The organism is Paramesorhizobium deserti (assembly GCF_001558695.1).
Classification (GTDB): Bacteria; Pseudomonadota; Alphaproteobacteria; order Rhizobiales; family Rhizobiaceae; genus Paramesorhizobium; species Paramesorhizobium deserti.
The window spans coordinates 270,957-292,629 of sequence record NZ_LNTU01000037.1; the positions used below are offsets into that span (position 1 = coordinate 270,957).

The 21,673-nt window shown below is 60.8% G+C and carries 18 protein-coding genes and 1 riboswitch; of the genes, 14 read left to right on the plus strand and 4 right to left on the minus strand.

The features are described 5' to 3' along the window. Nucleotides 1-6: 6 nt before the first annotated feature. Nucleotides 7-1,038 carry a class 1 fructose-bisphosphatase gene (locus tag ATN84_RS20070; protein ID WP_068884016.1) on the minus strand — a complete coding sequence of 344 codons (1,032 nt, stop codon included), beginning with the start codon at nucleotides 1,036-1,038 and terminating at the stop codon, nucleotides 7-9. Then, nucleotides 1,022-3,031, minus strand: a complete 2,010-nt coding sequence (gene tkt / locus ATN84_RS20075) for a transketolase (protein WP_068884018.1) — start codon at nucleotides 3,029-3,031, stop codon at nucleotides 1,022-1,024. The genes ATN84_RS20070 and tkt overlap by 17 nt, the downstream gene beginning before the upstream one ends. Nucleotides 3,032-3,304: 273 nt before the next feature. Here tkt and ATN84_RS20080 point away from each other — a divergent pair, with 273 nt between their 5' ends. Beyond that, nucleotides 3,305-5,035: a dihydroxyacetone kinase family protein gene (locus ATN84_RS20080; protein ID WP_068884020.1), complete on the plus strand. Its 1,731-nt coding sequence runs from the start codon at nucleotides 3,305-3,307 to the stop codon at nucleotides 5,033-5,035. A gap of 97 nt (nucleotides 5,036-5,132) precedes the next feature. Here the strand turns inward: ATN84_RS20080 and ribB are convergent, their stop codons facing one another. Further along, nucleotides 5,133-5,783, minus strand: a complete 651-nt coding sequence (gene ribB / locus ATN84_RS20085; RefSeq protein ID WP_068884022.1) for a 3,4-dihydroxy-2-butanone-4-phosphate synthase — start codon at nucleotides 5,781-5,783, stop codon at nucleotides 5,133-5,135. 114 nt (nucleotides 5,784-5,897) lie between these two features. Next, nucleotides 5,898-6,044, minus strand: a riboswitch (FMN riboswitch). Nucleotides 6,045-6,333: 289 nt separating this feature from the next. Between ribB and ATN84_RS20090 the strand changes: the two genes are divergently transcribed. From ATN84_RS20090 to dhaL (ATN84_RS20115), 6 genes are all read left to right on the plus strand, one after another. Then, the gene (locus tag ATN84_RS20090) at nucleotides 6,334-7,812 is read left to right on the plus strand and encodes a sugar ABC transporter ATP-binding protein (protein WP_068884024.1); all 1,479 of its coding nucleotides are present in this window, start codon (nucleotides 6,334-6,336) and stop codon (nucleotides 7,810-7,812) included. Nucleotides 7,813-7,860: 48 nt separating this feature from the next. Then, nucleotides 7,861-8,862, plus strand: a complete 1,002-nt coding sequence (locus tag ATN84_RS20095; protein ID WP_068884026.1) for an ABC transporter permease — start codon at nucleotides 7,861-7,863, stop codon at nucleotides 8,860-8,862. Nucleotides 8,863-8,951: 89 nt separating this feature from the next. Continuing rightward, nucleotides 8,952-9,941: a substrate-binding domain-containing protein gene (locus ATN84_RS20100; protein WP_068884027.1), complete on the plus strand. Its 990-nt coding sequence runs from the start codon at nucleotides 8,952-8,954 to the stop codon at nucleotides 9,939-9,941. A gap of 56 nt (nucleotides 9,942-9,997) precedes the next feature. Next, on the plus strand, nucleotides 9,998-10,771 hold the full coding sequence (locus ATN84_RS20105; protein ID WP_068884028.1) for a GolD/DthD family dehydrogenase: 774 nt from the start codon (nucleotides 9,998-10,000) through the stop codon (nucleotides 10,769-10,771). Between the two features lie 30 nt (nucleotides 10,772-10,801). After that, entirely contained in the window at nucleotides 10,802-11,794 is a 993-nt protein-coding gene (locus ATN84_RS20110; protein ID WP_068884031.1) for a dihydroxyacetone kinase subunit DhaK, read from the plus strand. Nucleotides 11,795-11,806: 12 nt separating this feature from the next. Continuing rightward, nucleotides 11,807-12,448 (plus strand): dihydroxyacetone kinase subunit DhaL, encoded by a 642-nt coding sequence (dhaL, locus tag ATN84_RS20115; protein WP_068884033.1) that lies wholly within the window; start codon nucleotides 11,807-11,809, stop codon nucleotides 12,446-12,448. Here dhaL (ATN84_RS20115) and ATN84_RS27560 read toward each other — a convergent pair. Further along, a complete protein-coding gene (locus ATN84_RS27560) occupies nucleotides 12,440-12,667 on the minus strand; it encodes a hypothetical protein (RefSeq protein WP_201026418.1) in 228 nt (75 codons plus the stop codon). The genes dhaL (ATN84_RS20115) and ATN84_RS27560 overlap by 9 nt on opposite strands. On the opposite strand from ATN84_RS27560, the gene ATN84_RS26340 reads away from it, so the two are divergent. The 7 genes from ATN84_RS26340 (at nucleotide 12,606) to ATN84_RS20155 (ending at nucleotide 21,644) form a co-directional block, all read left to right on the plus strand. After that, nucleotides 12,606-14,690 carry a bifunctional sugar-binding transcriptional regulator/dihydroxyacetone kinase subunit DhaK gene (locus ATN84_RS26340; RefSeq protein WP_082766400.1) on the plus strand — a complete coding sequence of 695 codons (2,085 nt, stop codon included), beginning with the start codon at nucleotides 12,606-12,608 and terminating at the stop codon, nucleotides 14,688-14,690. The two genes, ATN84_RS27560 and ATN84_RS26340, sit on opposite strands and share 62 nt — an antisense overlap. 45 nt (nucleotides 14,691-14,735) lie before the next feature. Then, nucleotides 14,736-15,389, plus strand: coding sequence for a dihydroxyacetone kinase subunit DhaL (gene dhaL, locus ATN84_RS20130; protein WP_068884035.1), 654 nt, complete (start codon nucleotides 14,736-14,738; stop codon nucleotides 15,387-15,389). 117 nt (nucleotides 15,390-15,506) lie between these two features. Next, a complete protein-coding gene (locus ATN84_RS20135; RefSeq protein WP_068884038.1) occupies nucleotides 15,507-16,412 on the plus strand; it encodes an AraC family transcriptional regulator in 906 nt (301 codons plus the stop codon). A 239-nt stretch (nucleotides 16,413-16,651) separates the two neighbouring features. After that, entirely contained in the window at nucleotides 16,652-17,299 is a 648-nt protein-coding gene (locus tag ATN84_RS20140; protein ID WP_153020314.1) for a (2Fe-2S)-binding protein, read from the plus strand. A gap of 3 nt (nucleotides 17,300-17,302) precedes the next feature. Beyond that, on the plus strand, nucleotides 17,303-18,280 hold the full coding sequence (locus tag ATN84_RS20145) for an FAD binding domain-containing protein (protein ID WP_068884042.1): 978 nt from the start codon (nucleotides 17,303-17,305) through the stop codon (nucleotides 18,278-18,280). Next, nucleotides 18,277-20,511, plus strand: a complete 2,235-nt coding sequence (locus ATN84_RS20150; RefSeq protein WP_068884043.1) for a xanthine dehydrogenase family protein molybdopterin-binding subunit — start codon at nucleotides 18,277-18,279, stop codon at nucleotides 20,509-20,511. Before ATN84_RS20145 ends, ATN84_RS20150 begins: the two co-directional genes overlap by 4 nt. A 458-nt stretch (nucleotides 20,512-20,969) precedes the next feature. Continuing rightward, on the plus strand, nucleotides 20,970-21,644 hold the full coding sequence (locus ATN84_RS20155; RefSeq protein ID WP_244491144.1) for an AraC family transcriptional regulator: 675 nt from the start codon (nucleotides 20,970-20,972) through the stop codon (nucleotides 21,642-21,644). Nucleotides 21,645-21,673: the final 29 nt, after the last annotated feature.

The window sequence follows — 21,673 nt, forward strand, 5'->3', positions numbered from 1 at the left end:
CCGATGTTATTGGTGGCGGGCGATGTAACCGCAGACCGTATCGACCTCGTCAGCCGATCCGAATATGAGGCTGGTGCGCCCGTGATATGTTTGCGGCTGTTTTTCGAGGATCGGCTGGCAACCATCCGAGGCCTTGCCGCCGGCCGACGCGCACAGGAAAGCGATGGGGTTTGCTTCATAGACGTGCCGCAGGCGGCCTTGCTCATAGCCCGGACGCAAATCATCCACATAGAAGAACAGGCCGCCCTTCAGGAGAATCCGGTGAAGTTCGCCGACCGCCGCCCCCAACCAGCGCATATTGAAATCGCGGCCGCGCGGCCCGCTCTTGCCCTGCAGGCAATCGTCCACATAGGCCTTCATGCCGGGGCGCAGATGGCGATAGACGGATGCGTTGAACGCTAGATCGCCCGTTTCGCGGGATAGCGCCATCTCCTCCGCGAGGATGAGGAAGCGTCCGCTTCGCGCATCCATGGTGGCGGACACCAGCCCCTTGCCGACAGAAAAGCCGAGATCGACGGAATTGCCATAGGAAACATAGCCGGCAGCGACCTGCTCCCGCCCCGGCTGCAGGAAAGGATCCGTGCCGGCCTGATAGGGCAGAATGGAAAAAAGCGTCCCAAGAGGCGCGCCGAGCCCTACATTGCCAGAACCATCCAATGGATCGATCGCCACCGCATGCGTTCCACCGGCATGCCCCATAATGGGCTCTTCCGCCTCTTCGGAGAGCACCTGCGCCGCGCCAGCGGCAATAAGGAGGTCGACGAAAAGCTGATGTGATCCGACATCGATGCTTTTTTGGCGGTCACCGTCGGCATTCGATCCGGCGAGCCGGCCCGGGTCGCCCGGAAGCCGCCCCGCGGCAATGCGCCTGGACAAAATCGCGGCTCCGCAAAGGATTGCTTCCAGCAGCCTTGCGACCGATTGACGGCCCCTGTCGCCGGCCGCCCAGTCCGTGAGATAGGATTGCACCGGCCTGTGCTTGAAGGCGTTGTCGTCGCCTTCGAGTTCTAGCTTCGAGAGATCAGGCCGTGAATTCATTGACCGCACCTGTCAATTCACGGGCCCGCTTCATGATCGCTTCCCTGGTGATGCCGAATTTTTCATAGAGCACATCGGCGGGCGCCGAAGCACCGAAGCCGCTCATGCCGATGACGTCATCCTCGCTCTCGACATAGCGAGTCCAGCCGAACTTGGCGGCCGCCTCGATGGCAAGCCTTGGCGCGCTACCGAGAACCTCGCGGCGATATTCCCGGGATTGCGCTTCAAACAGATCCCAACTCGGCATCGAGACCACCGCGGCGGCGATCCCTTCTTTCGCAAGTTCTTCCGCCGCCGAAACGGCAAGCGCGACTTCGGTACCTGTTGCCAGCAGGGTTATATCGCGCTCGCCCGCCGTATCCTTGATCACATAAGCGCCCATCGCCGACCGGTTTTCCATGTCCGGCTCCCTGCGAAGCTGCGGAACGTTCTGACGGGAAAGTGCCAGAACGGAGGGTTTATTCACGTCGCGCATGGCGATTTCCCAGCACTCCAGCGTTTCGACGGCATCCGCGGGACGGAACATGTGCAGGTTCGGCAAGGCCCTCAGGCTTGCCAGATGCTCGATCGGCTGGTGGGTCGGGCCGTCTTCGCCAAGCCCGATCGAATCATGCGTCAAGACATAGACCACTCTTGTCCCCATCAGCGCCGAAAGCCGGATGGCGTTGCGGCAATAATCGGAGAAAACCAGGAAGGTGCCGCCATAGGGAATGACGCCTCCATGCACCGCCATCCCATTCATGGCCGCGGCCATGGCGAATTCACGCACGCCGTAGCTGACATAGCGCCCGGCGGAATGCGGGCCGAAATCCGTGTCGACAGCCGGTACCCGCGTCAGGTTGGAATGCGTGAGGTCCGCCGAGCCACCCAGCATTTCCGGCAATGCCGTGGTGATGGTCTCAAGCGCGATCTGGCTTGCCTTGCGGGTCGCGACAGCCTGCGGCGCTTCGAACAGCCGGGCCCGGGCATCGGCAATGGCCTTATCGAAGCTTTCCGGAAGAAGCCCCAGCACACGCCGCCGGAACTCCGCGCCGAGCGCTGGATCCACCGCCGACAGTCGGTCGGTCCAACGGCTGCGAGCCGCCTGCCCGCGTCGGCCGATCGCCCGCCATTTTTCGAGAAGGTCTGCCGGTATTTCAAAGGGCGCCGAACTCCAGCCGATGGCGGCCTTGGCGCCCGCCGCTTCCGCTGAGCCGAGCGGAGAGCCATGCGAGGAATTCATGCCCGCTTTCGTCGGCGCGCCAAAGCCGATGATCGTCTTCAGCGCAATCAATGAAGGCCGACTGTCTTCCGCAATTGCCTGGGAAAGAGCCGCATCGATCGCGGCATGATCATGGCCATCCACCCGCTGGACGTGCCAGCCGCAAGCCGACAGCTTGGCCGGAACGTCTTCCGTGAACGACACAGAGGTCGAACCGTCAATCGTGATCCCATTGTCGTCGTAGAGAACGATCAGCTTGCCAAGCCCCAGATGGCCGGCAAGCGAAATGGCTTCCTGGCCGACACCCTCCATCAGGCAGCCGTCACCGCAGAAGACGTAGGTTCGGTGGTCGATGAGGTCAGCTCCAAAAACATCGGAGAGATGACGCTCAGCGATGGCCATGCCGACCGCTCCGGCGAGCCCCTGCCCCAATGGCCCCGTCGTCGTCTCGACGCCCGGTGTATGGCCGTATTCGGGATGCCCTGGCGTCTTCGAACCCCACTGCCGGAAATTCTTTAGTTCATCAAGGGTCATTCCCTCATAACCCGTGAGGTAGAGCAGGCTATAAAGCAGCATGGAACCATGCCCGTTCGACAGCACGAACCGGTCGCGGTCGGGCCACTTCGGGTCCGCCACGTCAAATTTCAAATGGTTGGAAAACAGGACCGTTGCGGCATCGGCCATCCCCATGGGCATGCCGGGATGCCCCGAATTCGCCGCCTCGACGGCATCGATGGAGAGCGCGCGAATGCAATTGGCAAGCTCGAACAGGCCTGACTTCGACGTGGGCATCTAATCCTCCTTGATGAGGGCACTCGAATACGGCATATGAACAGAAATAACAATCCATAATATCAAAATCACATTTTTTATGATGATTTTGTGGAATCAGCATTCCCAAAGTGGATGTTGGATTGTGATATTCGGTCGTGTGAATGCCGTCCTTTCGCACAACCAACGGCCTTTGCAACGAAACGCCTTTTGCGCAAACTTGCTTGCACAGTGGAGATGATGCACGGAGTGCTCGAGCGGAAGGGGCACGCTGGGCGAAGGGAGAAAACCGGAATGACCAAGATACTCGATGACGCAGAAGACTTCGCAGCCACCGCGCTTGCAGGCTTTGCAAACGTCTATAGCCGCTATGTCCATCTGGTCCGAGGCGGCGTCATCCGCTCCACCAAAGTCCCGCGCGGGAAGGTTTCCGTCATCGTCGGCGGCGGCTCCGGTCACTATCCGGCCTTCGCCGGCTATGTCGGCCCCGGCATGGCCGATGCGGCGGTTGCCGGCGAGATATTCGCCTCCCCCTCGACGGCGGCAATCGCACGGGTCTGCCGCAAGGCCAATCATGGAGGCGGAATCCTGCTTGGCTTTGGCAATTATGCCGGTGATGTTCTCAATTTCGGTGTTGCGGCCGAACGATTGAAAGCGGAGGGCATAGACGTCAGGATCGTGACCGTCACCGACGATGTCGCCAGCGCGCCCGCGGACCGTCATATCCAGCGCCGGGGCATTGCCGGCGACTTCACCGTTTTCAAGATCGCCGGTGCCGCCGCCGAAGCCGGCATGCCGCTGGCTGAGGTGGAGCGCGTCACCCGCCATGCCAATGCGCGCACCACGTCCCTCGGCGTTGCATTTGGCGGCTGCACGCTGCCGGGCTCCAGGGAACCGCTCTTCACGGTGCCTGCGGGTCGGATGGCGATCGGCCTCGGCATTCATGGCGAACCCGGCATTCAGGAACGCGATCTTGTGTCCGCAACGGAGCTTTCGACCCTGCTCGTCTCTACTTTGCTAAAAGAACGTCCTGCCGGCGGAAAACGGGCGGCGGTACTGCTCAATGGTCTTGGTGCGACCAAATATGAGGAACTGTTCGTTCTCTGGAACGCCGTGGAGAAGACACTGCGTTCGCATGATGTCGAGATCGTGCGTGCAGAAGCCGGGGAACTCGTCACTAGCCTGGACATGCAGGGCTGCTCCCTGACGATCACCTGGTTGGACGATGAACTCGAGCGGCTATGGCTTGCCCCTTGCGATACGCCGGTATTCCGGCGTGGCGAAACCTTCCGGACCGAGAAAATTGACATAACCCCGAAGGACGAAGACGAAGCACCCGCCTATCCGCCTTCTTCCGAGGCATCGAGACAGGACGCGGCCTGCCTGGCCGGTCTCTTCAACGTAATTGTCGATGCTCTTGAGAAAAACGAGCAGGAACTCGGCCTCATGGATGCGCATGCCGGCGACGGCGATCATGGTCAGGGCATGCGCCGGGGTGCCACTGCCGCGAAGAAGGCGATCCATGCGGCAGTCGAAAGCGGCGCCGGCGCAAAGTCGGCGCTCGCAGTTGCAGGCGATGCGTGGGCGGATCGGGCGGGCGGCACATCTGGTGCGATCTGGGGATTGCTCTTAAGATCCTGGAGCGGGGCCTTCTCGGATACAGACCGCTTGAACGCATCTGCCATCGCCAGGGGCGCTCGTGCTGCGGCCGACGACGTGACACGGATCGGCGGCGCCAAAATCGGCGACAAGACGCTGGTCGACGCCCTTCTTCCCTTCGTCGGCACCCTGGAGAAGAACATATCGGAAGGACAATCGCTATCGAAAGCATGGAACGATGCCGCGTCCGCCGCACAGACAGCAGCGGAGGCGACGGCGCCGCTTTCCCCGCGCCTCGGGCGCGCACGTCCATTGGCAGAACGCAGCATTGGCCATCCGGATCCAGGCGCCATCTCCCTTGCGCTAATCGCGAAAGTGATAGGGACCCGCATAAGCGAACAAGCACAGCAGGCGTTATCGATCTGATCGTTCGGTACCATCCTCCGCTAAGGATGCTTGCCGCTGGCCAGCGGGGGCATCAAGCCGCCCGCTGAATAAGGATTGAACGGCCGGCAGTCTGAGTTCAGGCTGCTCCCGCTATCTCCAGGACTGCACCAGCCGCCTGTTTGCGCTGCGCCATATGATCGATCAGATCCTTGATCGTGACGAGAAGCAGGCCATGTCTTTCGGCAAAGAGCATGAGCTCGGGTAGCCGCGCCATCGTCCCGTCATCATTGGCGACTTCGCAGATCGTGCCAGAGGGGTACCGCCCCGCCAGACGACAGAGGTCGACGGCGGCTTCGGTATGCCCCGCTCGGCCGAGAACGCCGTCAGGATTGGCTCTTAATGGAAAGATGTGGCCCGGGCGGGCGAACTCTTCGGGGCGGGCGCTGTCTTCGACCAGCGCCCGGATCGTTTTCGCGCGGTCGGCCGCCGAGATGCCGGTCGTCGTGCCGGGGATGTAGTCCACCGAAACCGTGAATGCCGTCTTATGATATTCGGTGTTGCGCGGCACCATCAAGGGAAGATCGAGCGCGTCCAGACGTTCGCCTTCCATCGCCACGCAAATCAAGCCGCGGGCGTAGTTCATCATGAAGGCGACGGCCTGCGGGGTAATGCTGTCCGAGGCGATGATGATGTCGCCTTCATTCTCGCGATCCTCGTCGTCGACAACGATCACCATTTCTCCACGGGCGATCGCCTCGATTGCATCTTCGATTTTAGAGATAGTCATTCCAAGCCTTTCAAGGGTTAGCCGGTGGCCGGCATCTTCGTGCTCGTGACCGAGCGCCAAATATCCCTTGGGCGAACAAGCATCGATCCGCCGACATACGGACGGCGTTCGCTACATTGTTCTCTTCCATCCGGACTATACCGTCGGCTCCGGCATCGCACCGGATCTGCTGACCTTTCGGGGTTGCCGAAAGCGCTCGCGGGCTCCGGGATCTCTCCCGATACCGCCGGTGGGGAATTTCACCCCGCCCTGAGAACATTGCGTAGATAGGCCAGGGGAACAGCGGAAAGCAAGACAAGAACGCGTGATTTTCGATCGATGGCTCGAATTCCGGCGAGAAGTACCCAGACCGGACACGCTCGGCGCACGGAACGCGAATCCGAGATACCGAACCCGCGGTTACGGCAGACGGTACCTGGGAGAAACATTCTCTTGAACGAGAGTTGACAAATGTCGATGCATTTCCGAATAATGTAAAAATCAACTCAGGCAGCGCCTAGCCTGAGGCTATGAACCGGCGCAGATCGGGACGAAATCGGGAGGCCATGCCTTGGAATATCTGCTTGAGGTGGAGGGGCTGCGGAAGTCCTTCGGCGGTGTTGCGGCCCTATCTGACGGGCGTTTGCAACTGCGTGCCGGCTCTGTCCATGCCTTGTGCGGGGGCAATGGCGCGGGAAAATCCACGTTTCTCAAAATCCTCATGGGAATTCACATGCGCGACGGAGGATCGATCCGCCGCCGCGGCATGGAAGTAGCCTATTCGACCCCCGCCGAAGCACTCGCTGCCGGCATCGCTATCATTGAGCAGGAACTGAGCCCGGTGCCGCATATGACGGTTGCCGAGAACATCTATCTCGGCCGTGAACCGTCTGGCCGTTTCAGTGGCATCGATTTCAAGACGATGAACCGCAATGCCCAGGCCTTGCTGGATCGGCTCGGCTTCAATGTCCGCCCATCACAGCTGATGATGAACCTGTCGGTTGCCCAGGTTCAATTGGTCGAGATCGCCAAGGCATTGAGCCACAATGCCGAAGTCATCTTCATGGACGAGCCGACCTCCGCTATCGGCGAGAAGGAGGCCCAGCATCTGTTCGAGGCCGTCAAGCGCCTCAAAACCGAGGGCAAAGGCATCGTCTATGTGTCCCATCGCCTCTCGGAGATCTTCCAGATCGCCAACTCCTACACCGTCTTCCGGGACGGCAGCTATGTCGGCAGCGGCAATCTCGCGGATATCGACAGGCCCGGGCTCATCCGCATGATCGTCGGCCGGGAATTGGGAGACGAGTACATCAAGACCAACGCCCCAAGCGTTGTCCCCGGTATCGAAGTATCCGGTCTCACCGCGCCGGGCAAAATCGATGACGTGTCCTTTACGGCCTGCAAGGGGGAGATCCTCGGCATATATGGGCTGATGGGTTCCGGTCGAAGCGAAATCTTCAACTGCCTGTTCGGCCTTGATCCTACCTCCAGGGGACGCATCAGCGTCGACGGCCGGAATATCACGATCGCGAAACCGTCCGATGCGATGGCCCATGGCATCGCGTTCGTCACCGAGGACCGCAAGCTGACGGGTCTCAACCTGACGGGCAGCGTGCGCAGCAACATCTGCATGGCCAGTCTTCCGGAGCTCAGCCCTCGCCTCAACATGAACCGCCGAATGGAAGCCGATGCCAGCCGGCAAATGGTGGAACGCTTCGACATCAAGGCCGCGCGGGACACGATGCCTGTTTCCGGTCTTTCCGGCGGCAATCAGCAAAAGGTCGTTCTCGGCAAATGGTTTCATCGCAAGCCAAAAATCCTGCTGCTTGACGAACCAACCCGCGGCGTCGACGTCGGCGCCAAGCGCGAGATCTACCGCATCATCTGCGAGTTCGCCGAAGAGGGCGGCACGGTCGTCATGATCTCCTCGGAGATTGATGAAGTTCTAGGCATGTCCGACCGGATCATGGTCATGCGCCGTGGGCGATCCGCCGGGATCTACAACAGGGAGCAATCGAACGCGCAATCGCTCGTTCACCTGTCCACCTGACCTAACAGTCGTGATCCCGACATCGCCGCCATTGAAGAGGTAATATCCGTGTCCACCGAGAATAGTTCGCTCAGCACCTGGTTCGGCTCCGAACAGCGCAAACTTATCATCCAGGAATATGGGATCTTCGTCGCATTTCTTCTTTTGGCTTTGGTTCTTTCGATATCGAACGAATATTTCCTGACGGCGGGCAACATCTCCAACGTGCTGCTACAGACGTCCATCAACGGCATTCTGGCGATCGGGATGACCTTCGTCATTCTCACCCGGGGCATCGATCTTTCGGTCGGTTCGGTTGTCGCCCTGGCGGGTATCGTCAGTGCAAGTTTCGCCACCACCTCCTCGACGGCCGGCGTTCCAGGCGCCCCCTACCCGGCTCTCCTCGCCCTTCCTGTGGGTCTTCTGGTCGGCATCGCCTGCGGCGCCATCGTGGGCATTATCGTCTCGCGGTTCGCGGTGCCGGCCTTCGTTGCCACGCTTGGCATGCTGTCGGCGGCGCGTGGCATGACGCTCCTTTATGGCGGCGGCCGCCCGGTTCCCGCCCTGACGCCTGAGTTCCGCTGGATCGGTACCGGCAACATCCTGGGCATACCGATGCCGGTCGTGCTGCTCGCGATCGTTTTTCTGGTCTCGTGGTGGGTTTTGAACCGCACGCGTTTCGGCCGTTACATCTACGCGGTCGGCGGCAACCCGCATGCGGCCGTTACGTCGGGCATCAATGTCTCGCGACTGCGCCTATCGGTTTACGTCATATCGGGCGGCCTTGCCGGGCTCGCAGGCATGCTGCTTTCGGCCCGAACCGGATCCGCGTTGCCGCAGGCCGGTATCTCGTACGAGCTTGATGCCATTGCCGCCGTCGTTATCGGAGGCACGAGCCTCTCGGGCGGGGTGGGCCGCATCACCGGCACACTTGTCGGCGCTCTGATCATCGGCGTCATGAACAACGGTTTAGATCTGATGGGCGTCCAATCCTATTACCAACAGGTCCTGAAGGGCGCCCTGATCGTCGGCGCCGTCATGCTGGACCAGAAACGGAATCAGGGGGTTTGAAGCCCCTGGCGAAGGGCAGCGGTCGAACCGCATCCCAACTCTTCGGCACGCTGGTGTAGTGGCCGGGAACTCAACGGAGGAGAAAGAGAATGAAAAAGCTTTTGATTGCGCTTGCGGCAGCGACCGCATTGATGGCCTCACCAACACTGGCGCAGGATAAGAAGATTAAAGTCGGCGCCGCTGTCTATGGCCTGAACGCGGAATTCATGCAGATATGGTCGGCCGCCCTGGAAGAGCATCCCGCCATCAAGAACGGTGAAGTCGATCTGACCGTATTCGACGGCCGCTATGACGCCCTCGTCCAGCAGGAGCAGTTCAACACGATGATCACGCAGAAATACGACGCGATCATCTTCGTGCCGATCGACATCGAAGCAGGCGCAACCGCCGTCCAGGCGGCACATGATGCCGGCATCCCGGTTATCGGATCCAACACGCGTGTGAACTCCGAGCTTCTCGCATCCTATGTCGGTTCGGACGACACCGTCTCCGGCTATATGGAGGCCAAGAACGTCCTCGACAAAATCGGCTGCAAGGGCAACGTCGTGATCCTCGAAGGACCGATCGGCCAATCGGCCCAGATCTCCCGTCTGGAAGGCAACAAGAAGGCACTCGCCGAATGCCCGGAAGTAAAGGTTCTGGAAGACCAGACCGCCAACTGGTCGCGTGCCGAAGCCCAAACGCTGATGGAAAACTGGCTGACGGCACATCCGGGCCAGATCAACGGCGTCATCGGCCAGAACGATGAAATGGCGCTCGGTGCGATCGAGGCCATCAAGGCAGCCAATTTGAAGACCGAGGACTTCGCCATTGCCGGCATCGACGGCATCACCGACGCCCTGCATGCCGTCAAGGCCGGCACGATGACATCCATCCTTCAGGATGCCCGTGCACAGGCGCAAGGGGCACTTGATCTGGCGATCTTCCACGCAAGGAAGGGTGACTACAAACCGGAATCCGACATCTGGGCCCAATACCCAGACATGCCTTTCAATGATGGCAAGGAAGCCGTCTACAACGTTCCGTGGACCCCGGTAACGGTGGAAAACGTCGACAAGCTCCTGGAAGCCCGCAAGTAAGCCAACATTGCGGGGCGGCACCTCCGCCCCGCACCGCCAACCGAGGCTTTTCAAAAATGACCGATACAGCTCCCCACATCGATCTAAATTTCCCGCTCTCCAGCAAGGTTGCCCTCGTAACCGGAGGAGGGTCCGGCATCGGTGCGGCCATCGCTTCCGCCTTCGCCGCGAAGGGGGCGAAGGTCGCTATTCTGGATATCGACATATCCATCGCCACCGCCAAAGCCGATGCGATCGGCGGTAGCGCAAAACCGTTCGCCTGCGACGTTTCCAATATGGACTCGGTCAATAAGGCGATTGCCGATGTTCTTGCTGCCTTTGGCCAGATCGATATCGCGGTCAACAGCGCCGGTGTCGTATTCCTCGCGCCGGCGGAGGAACTCTCGCTGGACCACTGGGACAAGACAATCGATATAAACCTGAAGGGGACCTTCCTGGTCACCCAAGCCGTCGGCAAGGCGATGATTGCAGCCGGTCAGGGCGGCAAGATCATCAACATTGCCTCACAAGCCGGCACGGTCGCCATCGAAGAGCACGTCGCCTATTGCGCCTCGAAATTCGGGGTCATCGGCATGTCGAAAACCTTTGCCGCCGAATGGGGACGCCACGGCATCAATGTCAACACCATCTCACCCACCATCGTCCTGACCGAGCTGGGCAAGAAGGCATGGGCCGGCGAAAAGGGCGAAGCCGCCAAAAAGCGCATTCCGGCGGGCCGTTTCGCCTATCCGGAAGAGATTGCCGCCGCGGCTGTTTTCCTGGCATCCGCGGGCGCGGAGATGATCACCGGCGCCGATCTCCTGATCGACGGCGGATACACGATACTGTGAGCATCTGGCTCAAAGCTTATAGGAGACACTATGCAGCGATTCATCAACAATCCCGATGAAGTCGTCGAAGATACCGTCAAAGGCTTCGTAAAAGCCCATTCCGATATTGTTCGCCTTGCGGAAAACCCGCGCGTGATCGCTGCCAGGAATGCACCTTACCAAGGCAAGGTCGGCGTCATAACCGGCGGTGGTTCAGGTCATGAGCCGGCCTTCATCGGCTATACCGGCAAGAACATGCTGGACGCAGTCGCCGTCGGCGAACTTTTCTCGTCTCCAACGGCCAAGAGCTTCTACGACGCCGTTCGCGAAGCCAATGGCGGAAAGGGTGTCGTCTGCCTCTACGGCAACTATGCCGGCGACAACATGAATGTGAAGATGGCGGTAAAAATGGCCGCTAAAGAGGGCATCGAGGTCGCGACCGTCGTGGCCAATGATGACGTATGTTCAGCCCCGCCGGAAGAACGGAAAAAGCGCCGCGGCGTGGCGGGCGAGATCTTCATGTGGAAGATCGGCGGCGCCAGGGCGGCAAGCGGTGCTTCGCTTGAGGAAGTCCGCGCAACCGCCCAGAAAGCCATCGACAATTGCCGCTCGATCGGCGTCGGCCTTGGTCCCTGTACCCTTCCGGCGGTCGGCCATCCGAACTTCCAGATCGAACCCGGCACGATGGAAGTCGGCATCGGGCATCACGGCGAGCCCGGCGTGCGTGTGGAGCCCTTGAAGACCGCGGATGCGATCGCCAGGGATATGTGCAGGATCGTTCTCGACGATCATGCCCTGCCTGAAGGCACCGAGGTCGCGGTGCTTGTTTCGGGCCTCGGCGCGACGCCGCTCAATGAGCTTTATATCCTAAACGACACAATCGAAGCGGAAATCACCGGCCGCGGCCTGAAGATATACCGCACCTATGTCGGCAACTATTTTACATCCCTCGAAATGGTCGGTGCCACATTGACCGTCATGGCGCTCGATGCGGAATTAAAGGAACTCCTCGACGTCGAAGTTCATTGCACAGCGCTTTTGTAAGAAAGTTTAGAAATGCAGACATTCAGCAATACCTCGTCCGGCGACATCGTTCTTGCCATGGCCGACCGTATTATCGAGAACCGCGCCTATCTCAGCGAGATAGACGGCAAGATCGGTGACGGCGATCATGGAGTCAACATGGCCAAGGGCTTCAGCATGGCTGCCGAACGGCTCAAAGGCAGGAAGGTTTCGCTCGGCGAATCCTTTGACACGCTTGGCACGGTGCTTATGACCGAAATTGGCGGGTCAATGGGACCGCTCTATGGTGTTATGTTCACTGAGTTTGCCGAGAAGCTTGAGGGCGCCGAGGCCATTGACGCCAAGGCTTTCAGCGACATGCTTCATGCAGGTCTTGCCGGCATCCAGTCCATCGGATCCGCCAAGGTCGGCGACAAGACCCTGCTCGACACATTCGTGCCCGCCGTGGAAGCTTTTGACATGGCAACCGCTTCCGGAAAGTCATTTTCGGATGCTCTTCAAGCCCTTGTCATCGCAGCGGAGCAGGGCCGCGACTCCACGATCGATCTTGTCGCGAAGATCGGTCGCGCCAGCCGGCTCGGTGATCGTTCGCTTGGCGTGCTGGATGCCGGTGCCACTTCCTGCGCCATCATCTTGAAGGAGCTGTCGCTCGGCGCATCGGACAAGCTACACTGACCGCAGGCCCCTGGGCATGCTACGAGCGTTGAAATCCGAGAGCTGCATGGCCAGGCCGCACTTGGCCGTGCACTGTTGCAAAAACGCTTGAACCGGCCGCGCATCACCGTCATCTTCGACACCGTTATCAGGATGTGAGCGCAGAGTTACGAAACGAATGCCATCAACGAAGAAAGCAGCAGCAAAAAAGGCGGAACCGTCCGAAGGAATGGAGGTCATGCCACTTCGTTATGGTGATGATCCCTATGTCTGGGCCTGTTGGCTCTATTACCAGGAAGGGCGCACCCAAGGCGAGATCGCCGGGATCATGGGAATATCGCGAGCAACGGTGAACAGCTACCTCGCGGACGCCCGTCACCGTGGCATCGTCAACATCTCGCTTGAACCCGAACGGCTCAGTTCGCTTTCGATCGCACAGGAACTAAAGCGTCATTTCGGCCTGACGGATTGCCTTGTCGTGCCGAGCGACGATGGTTCCCGGACCATTATAGACCGCCTGGGTTCAGCCGGCGCGCAGGCGCTGACGAAGCTCCTGAAGTCCGGCGATACGCTTGCCGTTGCCTGGGGGCGCACAACGCTGTCGATTGCGGAAAATCTGTCGGTCTCCAATCTGCAGGATGTGACGGTGGTGCAGGCAACCGGCGGCACCCGTGCGACTTTCACCTATACGCCCGAGCTTTGCGCCTCGGCAGCCGCCACCGCCATCGGCGCCAGGCTGGTTAACATCACCGCGCCGGCGATCGTCTCCAGCGTAGAAGTCCGCTCGGCACTCATGCAGGAGCCTCTGCTGGAAGAACAGTTCGCGGTCCTTGCCCGGGCCAACAAAGCGCTGTTCGGGGTTTCGTCGCTCCGCCCGAATTCCACCATTCATACCAGTGGCTTCTTTGAATCGGTTTCCATCCAGGATTATCTGGCGAAAAACGCCGTTGGTGTCGTTGCCGGCCGGTTCGTGGACTCCCATGGGCATCCCGTCGCCGGCCCCCTGGACGAGCGGACGGTTGGCATTTCGCTGGATATGCTGAAGAACATCGGAACGCGCATTGCTGTCGCCGGAGGGTTCGACAAGGTGCCGGCAATCCTGGCCGCTCTCAGAGGGGGGTATGTGAATGTCCTCATCACCGACGCAGCAACAGGGCGAGGCATATTGAACGCCGACGGCGTAACGGAATTCGACCAGAAGGCATCGCAGCGCTCGCGCGTCAGAGAAACGGTTCAGCTTACGAGTAACGTCCGTACACATATCAAGAAATTCCTCAACAATCCCAATGACGTTGTGGAAGAGATGCTGGACGGTGTGACGAAGGCGCATGCTGCCTACATCCAGCCGATCAAGGGATCGAACCGAAGCCTGGTGGCGAAAAATGGTCCCCGCAAGGGCAAAGTCGGCCTCGTCATCGGCGGTGGCACCGGACATGAACCCTGCTTTCTCGGCTATGTCGGCAAGGGGCTTGCCGATGCTGTCGCCGTCGGCAACATTTTTTCTTCGCCTCCTCCGACGCCCATCCTGGAATGTACGAAAGCTGCGTCCGGCGGTGAAGGCGTTTTGTTTGTCTACGGCAATTACGCCGGCGACGTCATGAACTTCGAAATGGCGGCGGAAATGGCGCAGGACGAGAATATCGAGGTTCGCACCGTTTTGACCACTGACGACATAGCCTCCTCTCCCATTGAGGACCGCGAGGGACGGCGCGGCGTCGCGGGCAACATCTTCGTCTTCAAGATCGCCGGTGCGGCCTGTGACCGGGGACTTTCCCTCGCCGAATGTGAGGCCGTCACCCGCAAGGCGAACAACCGGACATTCACCATGGGCGTGGCGCTCGAGCCCTGCTCGCTGCCGCAGACCCGGCGGCATAATTTCGAGATCGGGCAGGACGATATCGAGATTGGCATGGGCATCCACGGCGAGCGCGGCGTCGTGCGCGACCGGATGATGCCTGCCGACGAGATCACCGACCGGATCATGGACCGGATATTTTCGGAGATGAACGCGGTACCGGGGGACCGGGTTGCCGTGCTTGTCAATTCCTTCGGAGCAACACCGCTTATGGAGCTCTACATTCTGTTCCGACGTGTTGCGCAGCGTCTGAGCGCCAAGGACATCAGCATCGAGGCGAACTGGATCGGCCACTACTGCACGTCGCTGGATATGGTGGGGGCATCGATCTCGATCCTGCATCTGGACAATGAATTGTCGGAATTGCTCCACCATCCTTGTGATACCGCATTTCTGAGAGTGAACTGAGAAGCCGGAGTGAACGGCGGAATTCGGTCGAGTTGAGGAACTCTTATGTCTGAAAGTGCAGCGCGCCGCCTGAGCCGGATGTTCCAGCTGATATCCCTCGCCATCGACGCGAAACAGGATCATCTGTCCGATCTGGACGGAGCGATCGGCGATGCCGATCACGGGATCACGATGTCGCTCGGCTTTGCCGCGGTCAACAGTGAACTCGCCAAGCTCGACCTCGACCGAATGCTGCCTTCCGAAGTCTTTTCCGCAGCCGCGACGGCCTTCCTCAATGCGGTCGGCGCGTCGACCGGGCCACTCTATGCGACAGCTTTCCGCAAGGCAGCGCAGGCCCTGAAGCCATTGGAAAGCCTTTCACCGGCCGATCAGGCAATCATCATCGAAGCCATGGCCACCGGCATCAAGGATCGAGGCAAGGGACAGCGCGGCGATAAAACAATGCTCGACGCCTGGATTCCTGCCGCAGAAGCTGCCGCGAAAGCCGCTTCCCGAGAGGCCACGGCCGCCGAGATGTGGAGCAGCATCCTTGCCGCCGCTCAGGATGGCGCCAATGCCACGAGGTCGATGGTCGCAGCGCGCGGCCGCGCGGCGCGGCTCGGCGAACGGTCATTGGGGCATATGGATCCAGGATCTGCTTCCGCCGTTATCATCCTCAATGCCATGCGGGATGCCTTCACCGAGGGCAGCGATTCGTGAGGCAATGAAAATCAGCTATAGGGCCGATCAATCCGTTCGGCTGCATCACCAAATTCACTTTGAGTTGCCTGGTGCGAATGTTATTTTTGATGACGTTTTCTGCCCGGGGAATGCTGCATGGCAAACGAGATTGGACGCAGCTTAGGCAGATTCGTCGGACTTGAGCAGCCTCGGACTCTCAGCACCCGCTTTTTGCAACTGGCGGAAATCACTGGCACCCGTCTTAGATGGAACGAACCTGAAAACGAAGCTCCGGTCCGGATGGAACGAAGCAACGGCTATCTTCTGTGCCTGCAGCGGCGCTATCTGGCCGAGTACCCATATTGGGTCAACGACAAACCGGTGTCGGCAATGCCGCTCGATGCCGGGCAGTTTCTTTTTCTCGATATGAACGAGGAGCATGCCTCCCTGACGCGGGGCGCCGTGGATTGCGTTTCCATGTATCTTCCGCATGAGGCGCTGCGGCGCTTTCATGAAGAACACGATCTGCCATCGGTGGGAGCGCTTCGGACCGCCAGCGGCGTGGCCTTTAACGATGACATCATCAGGAATCTGGGTGAGTGCCTCGTTCCGGCCTTCGAGCGGCCGGATAGGGTGAGCCAGTTGTTTGCCGACCACGTCGCGCTGGCGCTCACGACCCATTTGAGCGCCTCCTATGCCGAAGGGCCCGTCGTCCTGCGGCCGGTCCGTGGAGGATTGGCCCAATGGCAGGAACGTCGGGCGAAGGAAATGCTGCTGGCCAATCTGGATGGCAATATTGGTCTCGGGGAACTGGCTCGTGCATGCGGCCTGTCGCGCAGCCATTTCGCGCGGGAATTCAAGACCACCGTGGGCATGCCTCCCCTGCGATGGTTGCTGGTCCAGCGAATAGAGCGAGCGAAAGACCTGCTTATGAACCCTTCTTTGCCGATCGATCAGATCGCGCTTCATTTCGGGTTCACTGACCAAAGCCACTTCACCCGCGCCTTTCACAAGGTTGAAGGTGTCACGCCTGGCACGTGGCGACGTATCCGCCGTTTTTAGACGTACTTTGATCGGACGACATCTTCTAATTGAAATTCCTCCCGCAACTGCTCGGCGGCTTTGGATCACGCTTGCGTGAGCCGAAGGCTCAGTTTCCGCAAGACAGCACTTGCGTACAAAAAACAGCACTCCATGCACTGGCCCGTGAACGAGCGATAAGTAGCGTTTGAAGTCGAAGCTGCGGAGGGCTGGCCTTGTTTGGCCGAATGCCACCACGCGGCATTCGCCAGGAGGCCAGGATGACCAACCAACACCAAAGATCCCCAGGTGAGGCAGGAACGAACGGGCACTCGGGCCCCGCTTCCACATTATCACGTCGCACCGTCCTTCAGATGGCCGGTAGCGCCGCATCGCTCGCGGCGATGTCTCATGCGGAGGCACAGTCAATTTCAGAGACGCAGTCCACCGTTGCGGATGCCGGAGCGGCCAGGCCGCTCCAGCTCACTGTCAACGGCGTATCGAGAGAGCTGGAGGTCGATCCACGGCAATCATTGCTCGATGTCCTGCGTGAAACGCTCGATCTCACCGGCACGAAGAAAGGCTGCAACCAGGGCGCATGCGGTGCGTGCACCATTCTCGTCAACGGCAGGCGTATCGTCTCCTGCCTGACCCTGGCGTCCATGCATGACGGCGCCGAGATCGAAACGATCGAGGGGCTGGAAAAGAATGGGGAGCTTCACCCACTCCAACAGGCGTTCGTGGAGCATGAGGGCCTGCAGTGCGGCTTTTGCACCCCCGGTCAGATCATGTCCGGACTGGGCTGCATCGCCGAGGGACATGCGGGATCGCCGGAGGAGATCCGGTTCTGGATGAGCGGCAATATCTGCCGCTGCGGCGCCTATCCGGGCATTGTCGCAGCCGTTGCCGACGCGGCCGGGAGGAGCTGACCCATGTTTCCGTTTGTGCTGGAAAAAGCCGGTAGCGCGGAAGCCGCGATAGCAGCCGCGGCCGCCGGAGCGCGTTACATCGCCGGTGGCACGACGCTTGTCGATCTCATGCGCGACGAGGTCGAGCGTCCAGAGCGGCTCGTGGACATCAACGCCCTTCCCCTGAGCGACATCCGGGCGGATGGCGAAGACCTGGTCATCGGCGCGCTAGCCCGGATGTCCGATGTCGCCACCCATCCAGAAGTAGGGCGCCTGCAGCCGATAATCGCGGAAAGCCTGATCGAAGGCGCGTCGCCGCAGTTGCGCAACATGGCCTCCATGGGTGGCAACCTGCTGCAGCGTTGCCGTTGCCCCTATTTCAGGATGCTCGACGCAGCCTGCAACAAGCGCGATCCGGGCTCCGGCTGCGCGGCGATCGACGGCCTCAATGCCGGCAACGCGATCCTCGGTACGAGCGATCATTGCGTGGCCACACATCCTTCCGATGTCGCCGTCGCCCTCGTGGCCTTGGGAGCGACGATGCGCGTCCGCGGCTCGGATGGCGAACGCAGCTTCGCCGTGGAGGATCTTTTTCGCCTGCCCGGCGATACGCCGCATCTCGAACATACGCTGACCCCGGGCGAGCTCATCCTGGATATCCGTGTACCTGGCGGGCCCTACGGTCGCCGCGCGCGCTATCTCAAGGTGCGCGACCGTGCGTCATACGAGTTCGCCCTCGTCTCGGCAGCGGTGGCGCTCGATGTCGAGGAGGGTCTTATCCGTTCCTCGCGCATCGCGGTGGGCGGGGTCGGCACCAAGCCCTGGCGCCTGCGGGCCTGCGAGACGGCTCTCGCCGGCAAACCCGCGGACCGCTCGAGCTTCGAGGCCGCCGCGCGTCTGGCGACGGAGGGTGTCCGCCCGCTGAGCCATAACCATTACAAGGCCGAGCTATTGCCTCGGACCATCGTCCGTGCCCTCGAAATGGCGGGAGACGTCGCATGACAGTCCGGTTTATCGGTAGCCCCCACACCCGTGTCGACGGTCCCCGCAAGGTGACCGGGAATGCCCGCTACGCGGCCGACTTCAATCAGGCAGGCCAGGCCTACGCCGTCATCGTGAGCGCCACGGTCGGGCTCGGCCGGATAACGGAGATGGACGGCGCCTCGATCGAGCGGATGCCGGGCGTCGTCGCGGTCATTACCCACCACAATGCCGAGAAGCTGCCCTATCTCCCCCACAAGGCGGTCATCGATCCGGCGGAGGGCGAGCGGCTGCACGTGCTGCAGGACGATCAGGTGCGGTTTTACGGACAACCCGTCGCGGTCGTCGTGGCCGACACGCTCGATGATGCCGAACGTGCGGCCGCGGCGCTGCGGATCAGCTATGATGCCCGGCGACCAATCGTCGATCATGCCGGCGACGAAGTGAAGGCGATCGTGCCCGATGCGGCCACACGGCCCGGCGCCAGAACGCTGGCGGACCGGTCGCGCGGCGAGGCGGATGCCGCCGTGGCGAACGCGGCGGTAAAGGTCGACGAGAATTATGACATCGCCCGCGAGAACCACAATCCAATGGAGCCGCATGCGACGATCGCCTCCTGGAATGGTGAACGGCTCACCTTGTGGAGCAAGAGCCAGTATCTGGTCAACGAGCAGGCGGAGATCGCCGCCATATTCGGACTGCCCCTCGAGAATGTCGAGGTCGTTTGCCCCTTCATCGGCGGCGCCTTCGGGACAAGCCTCAGAACCTGGCCGCATGTCACGCTGGCCGCACTTGCGGCGCGTCATATCAGGCGCCCCGTCAAGCTCGTGCTCACCCGCAAGCAGATGTTCTTCACGACCGGGCATCGGCCACGCACGCTTCAGAGGATCGCGCTTGGAGCGACACCGGAAGGTGCGCTTGCGGGGATGGTGCACGAAGGCACCGGCGAAACGAGCCGCTACGAGCAGTTCATGGAGGCGCTGACGAACGTCACCGATTATCTCTATTCCTGTCCCAATGTGCGCACGCAATATCGGCTGGCGCCTCTCGACACGAGCACCCCCAATCACATGCGAGGCCCTGGTGAAGCCAGCGGCATCTTTGCAATCGAGAGCGCCATGGACGAATTGTCCTATAAGCTCGGGATCGATCCGATCGAGCTGAGACGGCGCAACGAACCGCAGCTCGATGAAGCTGAGAACAAGCCGTTCTCCAGCCGCTCGCTCATGCAATGCTACGAACTCGGCGCCGAACGTTTCGGCTGGACTCAAAGAACACCCGAGCCGCGTTCCATGCGCGACGGGCGTCTTCTCATCGGCATGGGAACGGCAACGGCCACTTACCCGGCCTTCCATGCGCCGGCGAGCGCCAGGGTCCGGTTGCTCGCCGACGGAACGGCAGAAGTCGAGGCGGCCGCAAGCGACATGGGACCAGGGACCTATACCTCCATGAGCCAGGTGGCGGCGGAATTCCTTGGGCTGCCGCTGGAACGGGTTCGTTTCAGGCTCGGCAGGTCGGATTATCCGCAGACCCCTTCTCACGGCGGCTCGTGGACGATGGCATCGGTGGGATCGGCAATCCGGGCGGCCTGTCTGGAAGTGCAGGCGCAAGCAGCGCGCCGCGCGGCGGCGGACGCCGGCTCACCGCTATCCGGAGCGTCGGTGGACGATCTCGAATGGAGCGAAGGGCTTCTTCGACGCCGGGGCGATACGTCACCGGGCATATCCTATCACGACATCGTCGTCAGAGCCGGCGTGCCGATCGAGGCCGGCGGGTCCGCGCAACGCGATCCGAAAGTGGCGGAACAATATTCGATGCACGCCTTCGGTGCGGTCTTCGCCGAGGTCGCCGTCGATCCCGATGTCGGCACGATCGCGGTTCGCCGGATTGTCGGCGCATACGGGATCGGCCGCGTGGTCAATCCTCTTCTTGCCCGCAGCCAATGCACCGGCGGCATGATCGGCGGCATGGGTATGGCGCTCATGGAGCGCACCGCGCTTGATCCCCGCGACGGCCGTCCGGTGAACGCCCATATGGCCGACTATCTCATGCCTGTGAACCTCGATATTCCGGAACTGGAGGCGCATTTCGTCGATGAGGTCGACCCGCACGTCAACCCCTTGGGCGTAAAGGGCCTGGGCGAGATCGCGCTTGTGGGAACCGCTCCGGCGATCGGAAATGCGGTGTTCCACGCAACGGGCAAGCGCGTGCGGACCCTGCCGATCCGGATCGAGGACATGCTGACCGCGTAGAACAACTTTAGGATCGGACACCGGAAGGGCAATTTTGACCCGTCGTACCTGAAAGCCACAGGCACGCAGGGATAGGCTCGGCTGTTCCTTATGCACGGCTGCACGGACTACAGGCCTTTCGCCAATAGGCGTGTCCATATGCACCAAGGAATCGGGGAACAAACCCGAACGGGTTCGGATATGATGGCTCGGGTACCACAACGCTCCGTAAACCGATGGAGAAGGGGATGACGGAGAGGATCGACGGTCATGCAGGCACATTCGATAAAGTACATGATCAGCCTCATTTCAGGATCAGTGCAATACCGTCGGCGGAAATCTCGTTGAGCTGGATGGCCTGGAAGGAACCCGGATCTGGGAGCCCGACGCGGTTCGAGCGCAAGGATGGCTATCTCATGTGTCTGCAGCGGATCGACGTTCCTGCAAATCCACATTGGGTCGATGGCCGGAGCGTTGTGATGCCGCACGTCATCCGCGGACAGTCGCTGCTCGCCGATCTCAACCGGGAACATACCGCAATCGTCCATACGGCGGTCGACTGCATCTCATTTTATGTTTCACGCAGGGCAATCGAGCGCTTCCTCGATGAGCACGGCCTGCCGAGGGTTGCCTCGCTTCGCGCAATTCAGGGTGAGGCGCTGAACGACACCGTCGTTGAAAATCTCGGCAATTGCCTGTTGCCCGCTTTCCAGCATCCGGAAACCGCCAGTCAGCTTTTCGTGGACCATGTCGCGCTTGCACTCCTCTCGCATCTGGTCGCCAGTTACGGGGAGCGTGAAGTCACGATAAGGCCGGCAAGCGGCGGGCTCGCGCCCTGGCAGGAGCGGCGCACCAAGGAGATGCTGCTCGCCAGCATCGACGGAAAAATCGGGCTCGACGAACTTGCACGGGGATGCGGCCTGTCGCGCAGCCATTTCGCGCGGGCCTTCAAGACCACGACGGGAATGTCTCCCATGCGGTGGCTGCTCGTTCAGCGTATCGAACGCGCGAAGGATCTGCTGACGAATTCCCCGCTACCCGTCGATCAGATAGCGCATCAGTGCGGTTTCGCCGATCAAAGTCACTTCACCCGCGCTTTTTTCAGGATAGTGGGCGTCACACCCGGTGCGTGGCGCCGGGTGCGCCAATTCTAGTCTGCATTTCAGAACATACGCGGTCGGAT